At 38.3% G+C, this 14,391-nt stretch carries 14 protein-coding genes and 4 pseudogenes; 15 read left to right on the top strand and 3 right to left on the bottom strand.

The window, feature by feature from the left end; all coding sequences use genetic code 11:
• Window positions 1-280: 280 nt before the first annotated feature.
• The 4 genes from AAZO_RS29440 to AAZO_RS37530 all read left to right on the top strand — a co-directional run bounded on the left by AAZO_RS29440 (window position 281) and on the right by AAZO_RS37530 (window position 2,998).
• On the top strand, window positions 281-589 hold the full coding sequence (locus AAZO_RS29440; protein WP_338027183.1) for a response regulator: 309 nt from the start codon (window positions 281-283) through the stop codon (window positions 587-589).
• Between the two features lie 884 nt (window positions 590-1,473).
• Window positions 1,474-1,656: a HaeIII family restriction endonuclease gene (locus tag AAZO_RS43535; protein WP_041639708.1), complete on the top strand. Its 183-nt coding sequence runs from the start codon at window positions 1,474-1,476 to the stop codon at window positions 1,654-1,656.
• Window positions 1,649-2,491: a DNA adenine methylase gene (locus tag AAZO_RS08315; protein WP_013190900.1), complete on the top strand. Its 843-nt coding sequence runs from the start codon at window positions 1,649-1,651 to the stop codon at window positions 2,489-2,491. Before AAZO_RS43535 ends, AAZO_RS08315 begins: the two co-directional genes overlap by 8 nt.
• 273 nt (window positions 2,492-2,764) lie before the next feature.
• On the top strand, window positions 2,765-2,998 hold the full coding sequence (locus tag AAZO_RS37530; protein ID WP_041639707.1) for a hypothetical protein: 234 nt from the start codon (window positions 2,765-2,767) through the stop codon (window positions 2,996-2,998).
• Here the strand turns inward: AAZO_RS37530 and AAZO_RS42405 are convergent.
• Together AAZO_RS42405 and AAZO_RS43530 are read right to left on the bottom strand one after the other, a co-directional pair.
• A complete protein-coding gene (locus AAZO_RS42405; RefSeq protein ID WP_013190899.1) occupies window positions 2,894-3,127 on the bottom strand; it encodes a hypothetical protein in 234 nt (77 codons plus the stop codon). The genes AAZO_RS37530 and AAZO_RS42405 overlap by 105 nt on opposite strands.
• A 109-nt stretch (window positions 3,128-3,236) precedes the next feature.
• Window positions 3,237-4,852, bottom strand: a pseudogene (locus AAZO_RS43530) (IS1634 family transposase).
• 1,219 nt (window positions 4,853-6,071) lie between these two features.
• Between AAZO_RS43530 and AAZO_RS37505 the strand changes: the two are divergent.
• A pseudogene (locus AAZO_RS37505) lies at window positions 6,072-6,353 on the top strand (recombinase family protein).
• Window positions 6,354-6,935: 582 nt separating this feature from the next.
• Window positions 6,936-8,183, top strand: coding sequence for an IS701 family transposase (locus tag AAZO_RS08295; protein WP_013190898.1), 1,248 nt, complete (start codon window positions 6,936-6,938; stop codon window positions 8,181-8,183).
• Window positions 8,184-8,668: 485 nt separating this feature from the next.
• Here the strand turns inward: AAZO_RS08295 and AAZO_RS08290 are convergent, their stop codons facing one another.
• A complete protein-coding gene (locus tag AAZO_RS08290) occupies window positions 8,669-9,157 on the bottom strand; it encodes a peptidoglycan-binding domain-containing protein (RefSeq protein ID WP_013190896.1) in 489 nt (162 codons plus the stop codon).
• Between AAZO_RS08290 and AAZO_RS08285 the strand changes: the two are divergent.
• From AAZO_RS08285 to AAZO_RS37480, 9 genes and pseudogenes are all read left to right on the top strand, one after another.
• Window positions 9,066-9,599: pseudogene (locus tag AAZO_RS08285) on the top strand (transposase); the annotation flags it as partial. The gene AAZO_RS08290 and the pseudogene AAZO_RS08285 sit on opposite strands and share 92 nt — an antisense overlap.
• Before the next feature lie 575 nt (window positions 9,600-10,174).
• Window positions 10,175-10,690, top strand: coding sequence for a DUF2231 domain-containing protein (locus AAZO_RS08280; RefSeq protein ID WP_013190895.1), 516 nt, complete (start codon window positions 10,175-10,177; stop codon window positions 10,688-10,690).
• Window positions 10,687-11,292: a DUF2231 domain-containing protein gene (locus tag AAZO_RS08275; protein WP_013190894.1), complete on the top strand. Its 606-nt coding sequence runs from the start codon at window positions 10,687-10,689 to the stop codon at window positions 11,290-11,292. The genes AAZO_RS08280 and AAZO_RS08275 overlap by 4 nt, the downstream gene beginning before the upstream one ends.
• A gap of 20 nt (window positions 11,293-11,312) precedes the next feature.
• The gene (locus AAZO_RS37500; protein ID WP_228371572.1) at window positions 11,313-11,624 is read left to right on the top strand and encodes a cytochrome c oxidase subunit II transmembrane domain-containing protein; all 312 of its coding nucleotides are present in this window, start codon (window positions 11,313-11,315) and stop codon (window positions 11,622-11,624) included.
• Window positions 11,625-11,669: 45 nt separating this feature from the next.
• The gene (locus AAZO_RS37495) at window positions 11,670-11,870 is read left to right on the top strand and encodes a cupredoxin domain-containing protein (RefSeq protein WP_228371571.1); all 201 of its coding nucleotides are present in this window, start codon (window positions 11,670-11,672) and stop codon (window positions 11,868-11,870) included.
• Window positions 11,871-11,872: 2 nt separating this feature from the next.
• A complete protein-coding gene (locus tag AAZO_RS37490) occupies window positions 11,873-12,031 on the top strand; it encodes a cupredoxin domain-containing protein (RefSeq protein ID WP_266888769.1) in 159 nt (52 codons plus the stop codon).
• Between the two features lie 539 nt (window positions 12,032-12,570).
• A pseudogene (locus AAZO_RS08260) lies at window positions 12,571-13,709 on the top strand (transposase).
• Between the two features lie 43 nt (window positions 13,710-13,752).
• The gene (locus AAZO_RS37485) at window positions 13,753-13,905 is read left to right on the top strand and encodes a hypothetical protein (RefSeq protein WP_228371570.1); all 153 of its coding nucleotides are present in this window, start codon (window positions 13,753-13,755) and stop codon (window positions 13,903-13,905) included.
• 215 nt (window positions 13,906-14,120) lie between these two features.
• Window positions 14,121-14,360: an SMP-30/gluconolactonase/LRE family protein gene (locus tag AAZO_RS37480; protein WP_228371569.1), complete on the top strand. Its 240-nt coding sequence runs from the start codon at window positions 14,121-14,123 to the stop codon at window positions 14,358-14,360.
• Window positions 14,361-14,391 lie beyond the last annotated feature (31 nt).

Genomic DNA, 14,391 nt, shown 5'->3' with positions numbered 1-14,391 from the left:
ATCGGGGCTAATTTAGCTGACTGGATAGGTGAGGGTATTATCAGCCCCAATCAAATTTGACTGCCATCGGTATCTGGTGTCCTGCATCCGCTAAAAAAGGGCGTTTTTAACGGATGCAGGACACCAGATACCACAGAGACTAAACCCCAACACTGCTATCTAGCCTAGACATCAGCAGAGACCACCCCAGATACTGCCCAGACACGAAGTGTCTGGGCAGTATCCGCTAGACACAAATAATAAATCTGCCAACAAATAGCCATTCATTTATTATTAGAAGATTAATAAAATCATACTGAGAATAGTAATTATTGAACAGGAGACATTCACACTCTTAGGTATCAAGGCTGCTATTGACCAATCATCTGATATAGAAGTTATTGGTGATGGCACTTCTGGACAAATACCTTTTCAGTTAATTGAACAGACTAATCCTGATGTTGTGTTAGTTGATTTAATATTGCCCGATATGAGTGGTTTAGAACTTACTCGTTCAATTAAAAGAGAGACTAATAGTAAAGTTGTAATTTTTACTAATCAGACTCATTCAGACTTTATTAACTCGGCTTTCCGTCATGGGAATGAATGATGTATTGGTGAGGAGAGCGAAAGGATTAAGTTGGATATTGGTGGGTTTTAATTCTTACTTGTATCAAGTATACATCTCTACATAGTCCATAGATAGTAAGAATACTTCTGTTGTAGCTGCTTTTATGTAATTCTATGATGCTCTGAGATCACGTTACTTCCCTAGATTATCGCTTATTCTATGGAAAAATATAATGTTCCACAAATGTGACACCCCTTTCAAACCTGGATAGTCGTGTATTAGAGCACCTGATAAGAGAAGTAATAATTAGAACGCATCCAGGAATAAACCTAACAGTTAGAGCTGATAATGCTCAACTTAGAGATGCCAGCAGGTTAACAGACTTAAATTCATTACTCTTAAATGAATTGGAACTAGCGGCTAATGCGGTGCTGCTACTCTGGCTTAATCCTCAGTTTCACTTGTCCTAGCAACCATCAATTACAGTAGATCGATTACCAGATGAAAATCAAAATGATGTTACTGACATTCGCGTAACTTCAAAAGCATGGACAGTCAACTTATCACTCACACACAACCATACCGCACTCACACACCAACGCCCTGGGACAACTCCAGTTCACTGCGGTTACGCTAAAAATGACCCACAGATGCAGCAGTTTAGACAATAAAACCGACCAAGTACACAGGAGTTCATGCAATATATCGGGCAGGCAAAGCTTTTTGCAGAATTACCTCCTGCTTTGATTAAAGAGTATTTATATACTCCTATCTGTAATTTGGTGAGCCAATTTATCAATCACCATGCTTCCATTTGTGCCACTAACTTATTTCAATACCTTGTTGGTGATCTGAATTATTACAAAATAATTGTTGATACCTACGCCAAAATCCTAACTATTCAGTAGTTTAGACAAATCCAAATGCCTACTAACGTGATAGCAACGCTCAACAAACAGTATGTAAATTTGATTTTTGACAATGGATGGGAAATTTCTATGCGCTTACATACTGCATCAAGCCAACTAAAAAACTCTCCTAGTTTGAAATTCGATACTAAAGCACTAAACAATCTGCTTCCTGCTACGATAATTCCTTATGCTTAAAAGTCCATTACGTTATCCCGGTGGTAAACAAAAGGCAATTCCTCAAATTGCTCACTACCTACCATCTACATTTAAGGAGTTCCGCGAACCTTTTGTTGGCGGAGGTTCTGTATTTTTTCATGTTTCACAGCAGCACCCTAGTATGCCTTGCTGGGTTAATGATCTCAACCCAGAACTATTTTACTTCTGGCATCAAGTCAAAACTAGTCTACCAGAGTTAGTTGAGTCTATCTGGAAAATAAAAAAACAAACAACAGATGGATGTGCCTTGTTTAAGTCTCTCGCCGCCGCAGATACAAGTACCATGAGTCCACTTGAGCGGGCTGTGCGGTTGTTTGTTCTTAACCGGATTACCTTTTCAGGAACGATTGAGAGTGGTGGTTATAGTAGTGCTTCTTTCATAAGTAGGTTTACAGACTCTTCGATTGAGCGGTTAGCAGCCTTGGATGCTTGTTTTATTAATACCCGTGTCACTAACTTGGACTACAGCACCCTACTTACTGAACCAGGGGATAATGTATTTATCTTTCTAGATCCACCATATCTCAGCAAGACTCAATCTAAGCTCTATGGTAAGAAAGGTGATTTGCATACGTGTTTTGACCATTCTCGCCTTGCCAAACTGATGTCAGAGTGTTCACACAAATGGTTGATCACTTACGATAACTGTGAACAAGTGCGGCATGACTTTTCTTTTGCGTATATTTATGAATGGCAGTTGCAATACGGGATGAACAATTACAAACAGCAGAAGGCAGACAAAGGCAAGGAGCTGTTCATCACCAACTATCCTGTTGAATCATACAATTTACCTAGAATTATGGAGCTTGTGTGAGAAGTTTGTAACTGGTGTTTCACTGATGGAATTTTCAAAGCTACTAACCTTGTGAAACAAGATTTGGGTGTACCTCACTAATGCTTCCTTGATACGTTATTTGCTTTCACTGTTTTACCCCAAATCCTCAACCCTTTTAGTACCATCTTCTTCCATTAACTTAAAGATAATGATTAAAGACAAGGAGATCGCGCTATAATTTCTTGTACATTAAATTGTGTATTATTATAATAATAACTAAATAAAAACTTCTCATTGATACTGAGAGGCAGTATGAAAGAAAAGCTTCTCAAGAGATTTTTTAGAGTGATCGCCAGTTCAGATCAAGAGGCGATTGATAAACACACGTACCTAGTGATTGAGGAGGAATGCAAGAGGGGACATACACTATTAGCTGATCAGCTAGAAAATATTATTAAAACCCACATTCGGCACCATAAAATGCCACAGAGAGAAATTACGGAGACAAAAAATCCAAGGGAGCATAAAAAGAAACATATGCAGTGATAAAAGGCATTGGAGAAACAGTAAAGCACCAAAAATAGCATCAAAAGCTATTCTCAATAAGGAGCAATAAGAAAGAACACCGCCCAGAGGAGTCAACAGATAAATGAAGATATTCAAGAGATAAATCATAACTTAGACTCATAGATTGAAGTAAAAAAAGAAATTCTAGTAAAATAGAGCTATAAATCAAAGACATGAGGTTATTTTCTCATAGAAATTAAATTAATGGAGAGAAAAATTAGGTAAGTAATTGATAGTAGGGAAAACAATACTCTGGTAAAAGATTCATAATGAAATCTCTCTCTTGAATCCAGTAAAAGATATGTTTTTCTTGGTTAAGTATAATTAAATTAATAGACTGAAAGCATGGAAAAATCCAGCGTAAAGTGGGGCGGTCAGTTGGTTTGCCCAATTGATTTTTGACTGTTGATTTAGACTCTCTCAAAGGGGTTCTAATTTGTCGTTACCCTAAAGTATAAACCAGCAGACATAAACCCATCATCATTCCCACGGACTCTATTCTATCTGGACTCTTTAAGAAAATAATGTCTGCAAAAAATAATGGGTCTTCTCTCGCAAGACTATTGAGCTTTATATTCACTCAAGATGGAGTCACGGGTAAATTCATTGGAATCTAAAAGGTTTGTAGCAAAAATAAAACGCCCTGCCCTCAGAAATTCTGTATTAATTTTACTTTCATTCTGGGAGACTGTAGCTGATATTTCAGAGGATATCTCTCCTGAACTATCTTTTTTGTTAGATTTGGTTTGGGTAACTTTACTCTCGTTAATTTGGTGATATTTGAATTCTTTGAATAGGTTAGATAACCCCTTGATAGCATCAGCCTCACAAGCAAATTTTTCTGGTGATAACTTTTTCAAATCTTGCACAGCTTTTGATTGTGCCTTGGTAATTGTTTGTGAGAGTTTACCCAGGTCTGATTCTCTTCTTTCTTGACTTTGCACTACTAACCATCTTTGTTCTATTCCTGGATAATTTACTGTTTTTGAAGCTAGTTCATATCGGGGTAAGTTACCATCAACAAATTCTGTTTCTGGTAATGTTGATATTAATCATTGTGCTGATTTTATGCTTAATGGCACTGGACATAACCAGCTTAAATCTGACATCATTTATCATTTTTAGATTTGATTCTGTATATAAGGCCCAGTCTGCTACTATGAGACTGTTAACTTTTAATTGTTGTTGGTACTCTACTGCTATTTTAGCAAAGCATGATGAATCTGCTTGGTTTCCCGATGCTAGTTATAAAAATATTGGTATGTCTCCATCTCCTGAACATATCATTTCTATGATCAACTGTTTTAACTCCGGTCTATGGTCACCATAATAACCGTAGGTGATGGTTATTTCTTTTGGTGATTTTACTGCTAATTCTTCTAGTTCTTGATTATTTCCTACTTTTTGACTCTCAAATATTACTTCTAGTAAGCTGGTATTATATTGCCAATGTACGTCCATTTATGATGAGTCTAGCTCCCCTGCTCATAGGGATACTCCAAATTTTTGGGCTGCTTTTAAGGCGACAATAAAGAATATTCTATCCAATCCTTTTATAAATAGTTTATCCATGAATCTCCCCAGTTTATCGTCCTTGAGATATTCTGGTGTTACTCCTGCTCTTATTAAATGGTCACAGGGGATTGTTTCAAAATCTTAGGGAAATATCATATATAAGGGTTTTTATACAAATCCTAACCCGTTGATTATCATGGCTTTTACTAAATGACCCGGACTCACTTTCTCTCCAATTTCAAGGATTATTTCTACTACTCCTATGATGTCTATTATTCCTGCTACTATACCTAAATGGTCTAGGTTTTGAATTTCCATTTTTTGAAGCTTTGATTCCACAACAGAATTATCCACAACTCCTGTTGTGATTCAATCATTTCTTCTTCTGTTCTAATTTAATTTTTAAATCATTAAATTTTCTTTTCTTTTATCTTCTTTACAAAACTTTATTCTCTCACTCTATTGCCATTTTAATCATACTATTCTCATTAAGCCTTTTCTTCCTTGCAGGAGCCTTAGTTCGTATGTACTACTATCTGTGACAGTTAGGGTACAGTTAGGGTGCGGAAGGTGGGTTATATTGGCAGGTTTCGGGTCGAGAGAAAACCGGGAACGAGTTTACCAGTTTGTCCTACCCCAGGATGAGCGTCAAGTGATTTTCCAAGGGTGGCTACACCGGGATCAGGCTAAGATTGCGTCTACGCAGGACAAGTTTCATAGATCCTAATTCTGTGTCCACCCCTAATAATAAGAGATAAATATATCAATAACCTTGGACACATAAATCATCAATCCCTGGACAATTAAGATGACCTAAAATACTGATCAACTTTCGCCAAAAACTGAAAGTATAAAACACAAAGTTACTGAGCATAGCATTTAGCTAAATACCTGCTCATCTCAGCAGTAAGTTGGTAATTTTGAGAACCTAAATAACATCCGTCTCCCTAAACATATGGTCAATTCCTACTCTTAGTCTTGGAAATGGTCCTCCATATTATGGACCTCCAACCTTGGCTAAGACCCTAATAGGGGTAGGGACCTAAAATACTCTAATCGGTTGAACCTGCAATTAAGGGATTTTCAAACCAGGATCGAATGTAAGTGACCGAAAGTCCTGTTAAATAGTTGTTTAGCAGTTTACTCAGAAAATGCTCCAATTAATCAACAAAAGTATTTGAACTTCACCCAGGATTAATTGCAATTGTAAAGGTAAGAAAACGAGTGGTTTTTCTTACCTTTATTATTACCGTCAGTCTGAACCACAAGCAAAATCAAGTTCCGTAAAGAAACTTGGTAATTATATCAATGGTAAAATATCCTGTTAGGTAACGAGTTTATTTACTTATTGGGGTTTAAAGTATATTGATAGGCTATGCCAGAATTTCAACAGATGACCAAAATCTAAACTTGTAAATGGATACTTTGCAGTTTACAGGTTGCGAGAAAATTTACTCTGACCGAACAAGCGGTGCAAAAGTAGAACGATCTGGACTCTGCTTAGCATTGGAAGTAAGTAGTACGGACTGGTGACGTTTTGCTGGTATGGCGGCTAGACTGCTTGGGAAGATCGCTCAAGGATCTCATTGAAATGATGGAAACCTTAGATAAGTGAGGAATTGCACTTTCTAGCTTGCAAGAATCCATCACCACTACGAATAACAGTGGTAGATTAATTTTTCATTTGTTCGGTGGATTGGCTGAATTTGAGCGCCACCTTATCGGTGAACGTACTACAGCGGGACTTGTAGCAGCACGAGGAGGTGGTCATAGGGGTCGCAGACCAAAGGCCCTTGATCTAACTGAAAGTCAATTATAAGTAGTATTTTATACCTGTAAATAATATAGAGTTACTGAAATATGTAACTTGATGGGAATTTCTAAACCAACGCTCTACAACTATATTGCAGATATAAGAACCGAATATGCCGTATAAATAATCCTTTTAGAGGCACTTATTAAGTGATACCATTGCCTCAACTGGTTACCTAGCCGTTGTCAAGAGCGTTGAATTCTGATCAAAGAGACAGAGCACTCTATGTAATAACAACAGATACACTATATCGCGACTTGAGTAACTCATCACGCCTACAATCCATAAACCGCTGAGATAGTGGGATCCCCAGAAAACTTTCACTCGCTGAAATTGGACGTTAGTGCAAGTTGAGCACGGCCATGAAAATCTGTAATAGTAACAAGAAAGAGCGACATATCTCCACAGTCCGGGCAGTTGAACTGTTGGATCGAGGAGTTTAGGATGGAAATACTTAATGGTTGTGTCCAACGGGAAAAGGTGTGTTAACTAGAAGTACTGTCAATTATTACCGGGATTTGGACAAAAATTAAGATTAAAAAGGAGTATAATGAAATTTCACCATAGCTTTCACATTAAAAGAAGCTGATGAAAGAAACTACTCCTGCAGCAATGCCACCATGCTTTGAGAGATGGTGTCAAAGGTTTGATAATGTATTTACTCACAAGGCGCAGAAAAGAGAGTTTAGGAATTATTTAGGGGGATTATTACGTGAAAGTGAGAGAAAAAACCTACTTCAAATGGCAGAGAATGCCCTAGGGGTGACCTACCACCGATTACACCACTTTTTAACTGAAGCACCTTGGTCCATTTCCCAAGTCAATGACCGTCGATTAGAGATTATGAATAAGTGTAGTCAGACGAGAATCACCAGAGGATTTAGCTTAATAATTAATGATTATGTCCATAGAAAAAGCGGGAACTTGAGGGATGGAGTAGGAAGACAATATAATATTGGAGAAATTGGGAACACGGATAATGGGATAGTAGTAGTAACAACACATCTATATGATGGCAGTAAAAGCTTACCATTAGATATAGAGTTATATCACCACGGTTATGATTCTTTACCCAAAGGGAAAGAAGAACCTCTATTTGAGAAGAAACATGAGTTAGGAATTAAATTGATAGACCTAACGTTAAGCCGGGGTTATCAACCAGGAATAGTAATTATAGATGCTGCATATGGCAACAATACATCTTTCTTATTAAAGATAGAAAATCGGCATTTAAAGTATTTAGGAGGATTAGCTGGAAATCGCAAAGTCCTTACCAGTGACCAAGAGGATAGTCCACAAATAATTAGGTTAGATGAATTAGCACAAAGTTTACCCCAAACGGCTTTTACAGAAATTGAACTGGAGTTAGATAAAACCAAAACATTATGGGTAGTAACTAAAGAAGTAGAAATATTGGGCCTAAGTGGAAAGCGGAATATTGCTATTGTCATTGACGCTTCTACTGTCTCTCAAGCCACTGATATTAACTACTTTATTACCAATGTTTCTTCATCAGTTATCACACCCCAGTGGATAGTCAATACATATTCTCAAAGAAATTGGGTAGGAGTTTTCTACAGGGAAGCCAAGGGATGGTTAGGACTCGAAGAATATCAAGTTCGAGATAACAGTAGTTTACTGCGCCATTTTATTTTGGTTTTCTGTGCCTACACTTTTATTCTTTGGCATCAGTTAACTGGAGGATTAAGACGAAGGTGGGCTAAGAAACCTTTGAATACTTTTACTGAGGCTTTAGAAGCGTTTAGAACAGCCATATCTTTTCTATTTATTGATTGGTTCAACTTGAATCCGGACGTCTTTCCTTCTTACTTATAAAGTCAGTTTGGGCTACATTGGGGCTTAATCTGTGTTTAGCTCTCCCTATTGCTGAACCAGTTCACTAAAGATCTTTACAAATTCACCAATGTTATCTTGATGTAACCATAAGTCTAGCCTTGGTAAATAAAGTGGTTCACTTCTCGATCCCCAAACCCTTTAGACTTCAGAGCATTAGCAAAGTTTTTAGCACCGGCTTGAGCAATCCGCAGGTTATTTGGCTCACCCTATTCAGGACGGACTACAGCTATATATCCGATTCCGCCTGGATTTTTCTAACAGACTAAAGCAGGAATCCCTTTTGCTGTAGCTTGTGGTGCTTCACTAGCACTCACTTTACTTGATCCATTTCCAGGGCTACTTAACCAGTCATGCATATCATTGGCTTCCTGTTATTTCTCACCAATCCAGTGAGTTAAAGGGGCACGTAGACAGCGCATTACATCTCTAGCAAATATATTGTAGAAGGTTTGTCCACCTTGAGGCTAGTATCTTGCGTTATTATTATCTTCAACATTGAAGTACTCAATTACTTGACGAATTTGATCTTGACAACGATGTTGTGGATCTTTGATAACAGGCATATCTTTATCTTGAATATACCGTGCTCTTTGTCCTGCTTCTCCTAGCCATCTCTTAGGATTGGACGAAATTGCTGGCTTTGCAAATCGGCTCCCAAAATTAGTTGGAAAGAAAAAGCCTGTCTCTACGATTGAGCCAACATCCTCAAATTTTACTAGGCTAAAAGCTACATCATTATTACCACTACCAGGATCAGGATAAGGACTAGTAATTAAAGCTTTCCAAGTCTGTGTCGCTACTTCCCGATCTAAATCGAGATTTACTGACCTTTGGAAGGCTATTACAGCAGTTTTAGTTTTGTCTCGGAATTCGCTATCTACTTCTCCAGCACTAAATCCTTTATCATATTGCCCTTTAAAAAAGGATCGGTTAGTTGATGATACATTTGCCAAAGAAAAAGATAAACCTATTGAATTATGAGAATGGAGTACTGAAGAGTTAGAATGTGGTAAAATTATAAAAATTAAAGGGTTTCCCGCTCAGAAAAAAGTGAAACTATTCCGGGTTGCTGTTTCTACCAACAGAACGGATTATGTCGCTACTAAGGATTTATCTCAAAGTTCTACGAATGTTGTACAAGAGGTGTGTAAAATTCGTTGGAAAATTGAGGAGTTTCACCGAGAGATTAAAAAAATAACTGGCATTGAATCTTGTCAATGTCGTAAAGCTAGGCTTCAAAGAAATCATATTGCTTGTGCAATGTTGGTTTGGATTAGATTAAAGAATTTAGCCTATCAAACTGGTCAAACTGTTTATTAAAACAAGCATAGATTGCTTTCTAATTATTTAATTCAGCAACTAAAACGCCCCAGTCTTCCTATGCGCTTGGTTTGAGTTAAATTGTTCCGTGCCAGGGCTATATCCCGCCCCCTATTTGTGCCAGTTACATAAGTCCTGTATTATGGAGTATATTTTCTACTTAAACTATTGCTAACCCACTCACACAAATTACAGGGTTACGTATTTAATTAATTGATAGGTATTTATTCAATCCTGGCATTAATCTATGAGTTTGCGTTGGTGATCACCTCCAACTATGAGAAGAACAAATACTTCTATCCCAAGGTATATAAAGTTTTCATTTGCTTTTCATAATTGTATGACATGTTGAAAGCATGCAGGTAGCAGTACTTGTTTCTTAAAAAGAAAATATAGCTTATGAAGATTTTTAGATTTATTGATTTTGGTTAAAAACAATAGTGACTTCGGTAATAAAGATGAATATTTTATTTTTGAAGAAGATCTATCTTACGATAGTGTTTTAGTTGTATTTATTATGTGATCTCTCTGAGAGAATCGTTTATTGAAGAATAATTTTCCTAGCAAATTCAATATATGAATTCAACAATAAATTTTGTTTTTACTCAGATAAGTTATTCAGAGCACCTGGATATCTCAAGGAGAAAGCGATGTTTGCTCTGACTCTTAATAGCCAAAACCTCCCCTACCCCGACCCCATACACCCCATCGTTGTACATTTCATAGCGATGGTGTTCTTCTCGTTTATTTGCGATATATTAGGTCATTCTACATACAATGCACACTTATTTGAGGTAGCGTTTTGGAATATATTGGTAGGAGCGATGGCAACTTTCGTAGCCATAGTTTTTGGGCAGTTCGAAGCAGGGCTGGCACAAGTGTATTCAGTAGTTCAATCAACACTGAATTTTCACACACTCATAGGTTGGTCACTGGGGGCGATCATTGCTGCTATTACAGCTTGGCGGTTTATGATTCGCGATCACCTACGGCGGGCGGAACGCCATCGCAATCCGCTAAAACTTCCTCCTGGTTACCTTGGTATTGCTACGTTTTTAATTTGCTTAGTATTCTTGCAAGTTTATTTGGGGAGCAAGCTGTTTTGGGTATACAGTTTACACGTTGAGGCTGTGGTTAAGGTTATGAAGCAGGGAGTTTCACCATGAACTCACAATGGATTGACTCTTTAGGATTGAGGTTAGGCACTAACGGGCTACCTTACGAAATTCCTATGCATCCACAACTGGTGCATCTGACATTAGGTTTATTCATCATCGCCATCTTATTTGACATAGCAGGAGCTATTTTTCCTATAGAACGACCAATCTTCAGATTTTTGGGTCTTCCTGCTATCCGTTCTGGCTTCTTTGATGTTGGTTGGTACAACCTGCTAGGAGCATCTATTGTCACATTTTTCACCGTCGCCTTTGGTTTCTGTGAGCTACTACTGACAAATGCACCAATTAATCAAAAAAGTGATTGGGGCTTAAACGCCTCTTGGACACTGCTGTTACATGGTGTGGGTGGGGTTCTGCTGTTGGGGGTAATTGTTGCCATGACTTTCTGGAGAGGCTTGCAACGCTACCACTGGCGTAAAGGTGCTTCCAGACAAGTACAGTGGTTTTACTTGTTAGTAGGGATTGTAATCATGGGTATCTTGTACATTCACGGCACTTTAGGAGGGCAATTAGGATCGGAATTCGGGGTTCACGTTACTGCTGCTAAGTTAGTCCAAGAGGGCGCAAACCCAGACTTACTACCTAAATAAACGAGAAGTATTGTAAGTGTATGTCTAGATTTTTAGAGTATTTACTAATAGCTGGCTATATTGCAGTTTTGCTTGTCGTCAGCCATTGGATTGGACAGATAGCGTATTCTTGGATGCCTATTGAAGCTACAGCAGAAGCACAAAAAGTAGATAGTTTGTTTAGCTTCTTAACTGCTATTGGTGCATTTATTATTCTTCCGCTTATAAGCATGATGGTGTACTCAGTACTTTTCTTCCGCGCACGTCCAAATGACTACAGTGAGGGACATCCATCAAGAGGCGATTTAAAACTAGGACTTTTATGGACAGCCACTCCAACATTGCTAGTTTGATGGCTTGCTTTCCAAGGCTTCAATATTTATCAGCAATTAAATATTTTGATTTTAGGGCAAGTTGTACACTTGCATACACCTCTAGAAGAACCAGCCTATGCTGTAGGCAGTGATGACAAACCTAAACCAGCAGCTGAAAGCATTGATGTTTTCGTGAAGCAGTGGGATTGGTCTTTCAGATATCCAAATAATATTACCAGTAATGAATTACATTACACTTACCTGTCAGTCGTCGTACTCCCTTGAATATGCACGCCAAGGAGGTACTCCACACTTTTTACGTCCCTGAGTTCCGCGTACAGCAATATATTGTCCCTGGACGCGACGTAGATCTTGTAGTTACACCCACTCGCATAGGCAAATACACGCTTAAGGATTCTCTATTCAGCGGTACTTATTTTGCTTGAATGGATACTAATGTAGATATTAAATCTCTTTAACAATATAAGCAGTGGCTTAGTCAAGCCCAATACGAACCAACAAGCATTAAAAATCAGGCAGTAGCTGAGTATACCCAGCCGCCCAAAACATTCTTTAAGAGCAACTGGTACACTGTTGTACCTGAACAAAGAGCGATACTCCAAGGGAGCCGCCCAAAGGGCTAATGCTAATGAAAGGAAAGTAATTAATGACACATAATTCTAGTGAAAATATAACCGAAGATAGAGAGCCTAAAAACGAGTCAGAGAATAACTGGCAACGACAGCTCAGCGTCAGGAGCGACCATAAGGTAATCAGCGTTCAGTATATATATGGTGAGGACTTTTATTTTCTTCTTGATTGGCAGACTGTTGGTGATGCTTATCCACAGCGAACTTACTAACGGGACTTAAACAAAAGTTAAGAGTAAGAAGGAGTATAATGGGATTTCGGTATAGCTTTCACGTTAAAAGAAGCTAAGGAGTATAATGGGATTTCGGTATAGCTTTCACGTTAAAAGAAGCTGATGAAAGAAACCACTGCCCCAGCAATGGCACCATGGTTTGAAAGTTTGATGATGTATTTACTCATCAAGCTGAAAGAAGAGAGTTTAGACATTATTTAGGGGGATGATTGGGTGAAAGTGATAGAAAAAACCTATTTCAAATGGCAGAGAATGCCCTAGGGGTGACCTACCACCGATTACACCACGTTTTAACTGAAGCACCTTGGTCCAGTTCCCAAGTCAATGACCGTCGGTTAGAGATTATGAACAAGTGTAATCAGAGGAGAATCACCAGAGGATTTAGCTTAATAGTTGATGATTATGGCCATAGAAAGAGCAGGAATTTTAGGGATGGAGTAGGAGGAAAATATATTGGAGAAATTGGGAAAAGGGATAATGGAATAATTAGTAGTAAAAACACATCTATGATGATGGTAGTAAAAGTTTACCATTAGATATAGAGTCAGATCACCACGGTGATTCTTTACCCAAAGGGAAACAAGACCCTCTATTTGAGAATAAACCTGAGTTAGGAATTAAATTAATAAATCTGAAAATAATTAGGTTAGATAAATTAGCACAAAGTTTATCCCAGGAGGCTTTTACATAAATTCAGCTGGAGTTAGATAAATCCAGAAAATTATGGGTAGTAACTAAAGAAGTAGAAATGTCAGCCTTAACTGGAAAGGACAATATTGCTAGAGTCATCGACGCTTCTAGTTTCTCTCAAGCCACTACTGATATTGACCACTTTATGACCAATGTTTCTTCATCAATTGTCACACCCCAGTGGATAGTCAATACATATTCTCAAAAAAATTGGGTAGAAGTTTTTTACAGGGAAGCCAAGGGATGGTTAGGACTCAAAGGATATCAAGTGCGAGATAACAGCAGTTTACTGCACCATTTTATCTTGGTTTTCTATGCCTACACTTTTATTCTTTGCCATCAGTGGACTGGAGGATTAAGACCAAGGTGGGCTAAGAAACCTCTGAATACTTTTACTGAAGCTTTATAAGCGTTTAGAACAGCCATATCTTTTCTATTTATTGATTGATTAGTTCAACTTGAATCCGGACGTGTTTCCTTCTCACCAGGCCAGTTTGGGCTACATTTCATTTAGGCTTGATTTTTGTTTACGTCCCGTAATCAGGTACTAAGTTAAATAACAGGAGGTTCTTATGGCTAAAGCCATAGAGATTCATGGCGAGCCTGCTTGCTATCCTATCCCCATACCCACATGCTTCACGGCAAAAGCTGGCTAAAGGCGCAGTTCACAGTGAAGGCCCTGTTTATATCCAAGAAGATGATAGCGTTATGTGGAGTGATGCTCATGGCAATCGTCTACTGTATTAGAATCCTAGTAACAGTGTAACTATCCTACATGACTCATCTGATTACCAAAGCGGTAATTACCGACACTTGGAAGGTCGTATAGTTGCTTGTTCCTTTAGTTTGCATGCTATTTTCCGCCAGGAACACGATTGAGAGTGGAAGGTTTTAGCCGATCACTACCAAGGTAAACGCCTCAATAGCCCCAATGATTTGGTTGTCAAAAGCAACGGCAGAACTTGGTTTACCGATCCGGAATTACCGAGCCAAATCAAGGGTATGGTGGCGAACAAGAACAAGCTGGAAGTTACGTATATCGCTTTGAACCACCAACAGGTGAGATTTATCCTGTAGTGACAGATATGGTGCATCCTAACGGAGTGGCGTGTAGTCCTGATGAAAGCCTCTTGTATATTTCAGATACAGCTGCATTTAATATTTCCAGCGGGGCGCATTATATCCCACCTTCGGCACCCTAACTGTCACAGATATTAGTACACAAGAACTAAA

The sequence above is a fragment of the 'Nostoc azollae' 0708 genome (assembly GCF_000196515.1).
GTDB classification, from domain to species: Bacteria; Cyanobacteriota; Cyanobacteriia; order Cyanobacteriales; family Nostocaceae; genus Trichormus_B; species Trichormus_B azollae.
Note: the sequence above shows the minus strand (reverse complement) of the source record. Positions and strands in the feature narration are given on the sequence as shown.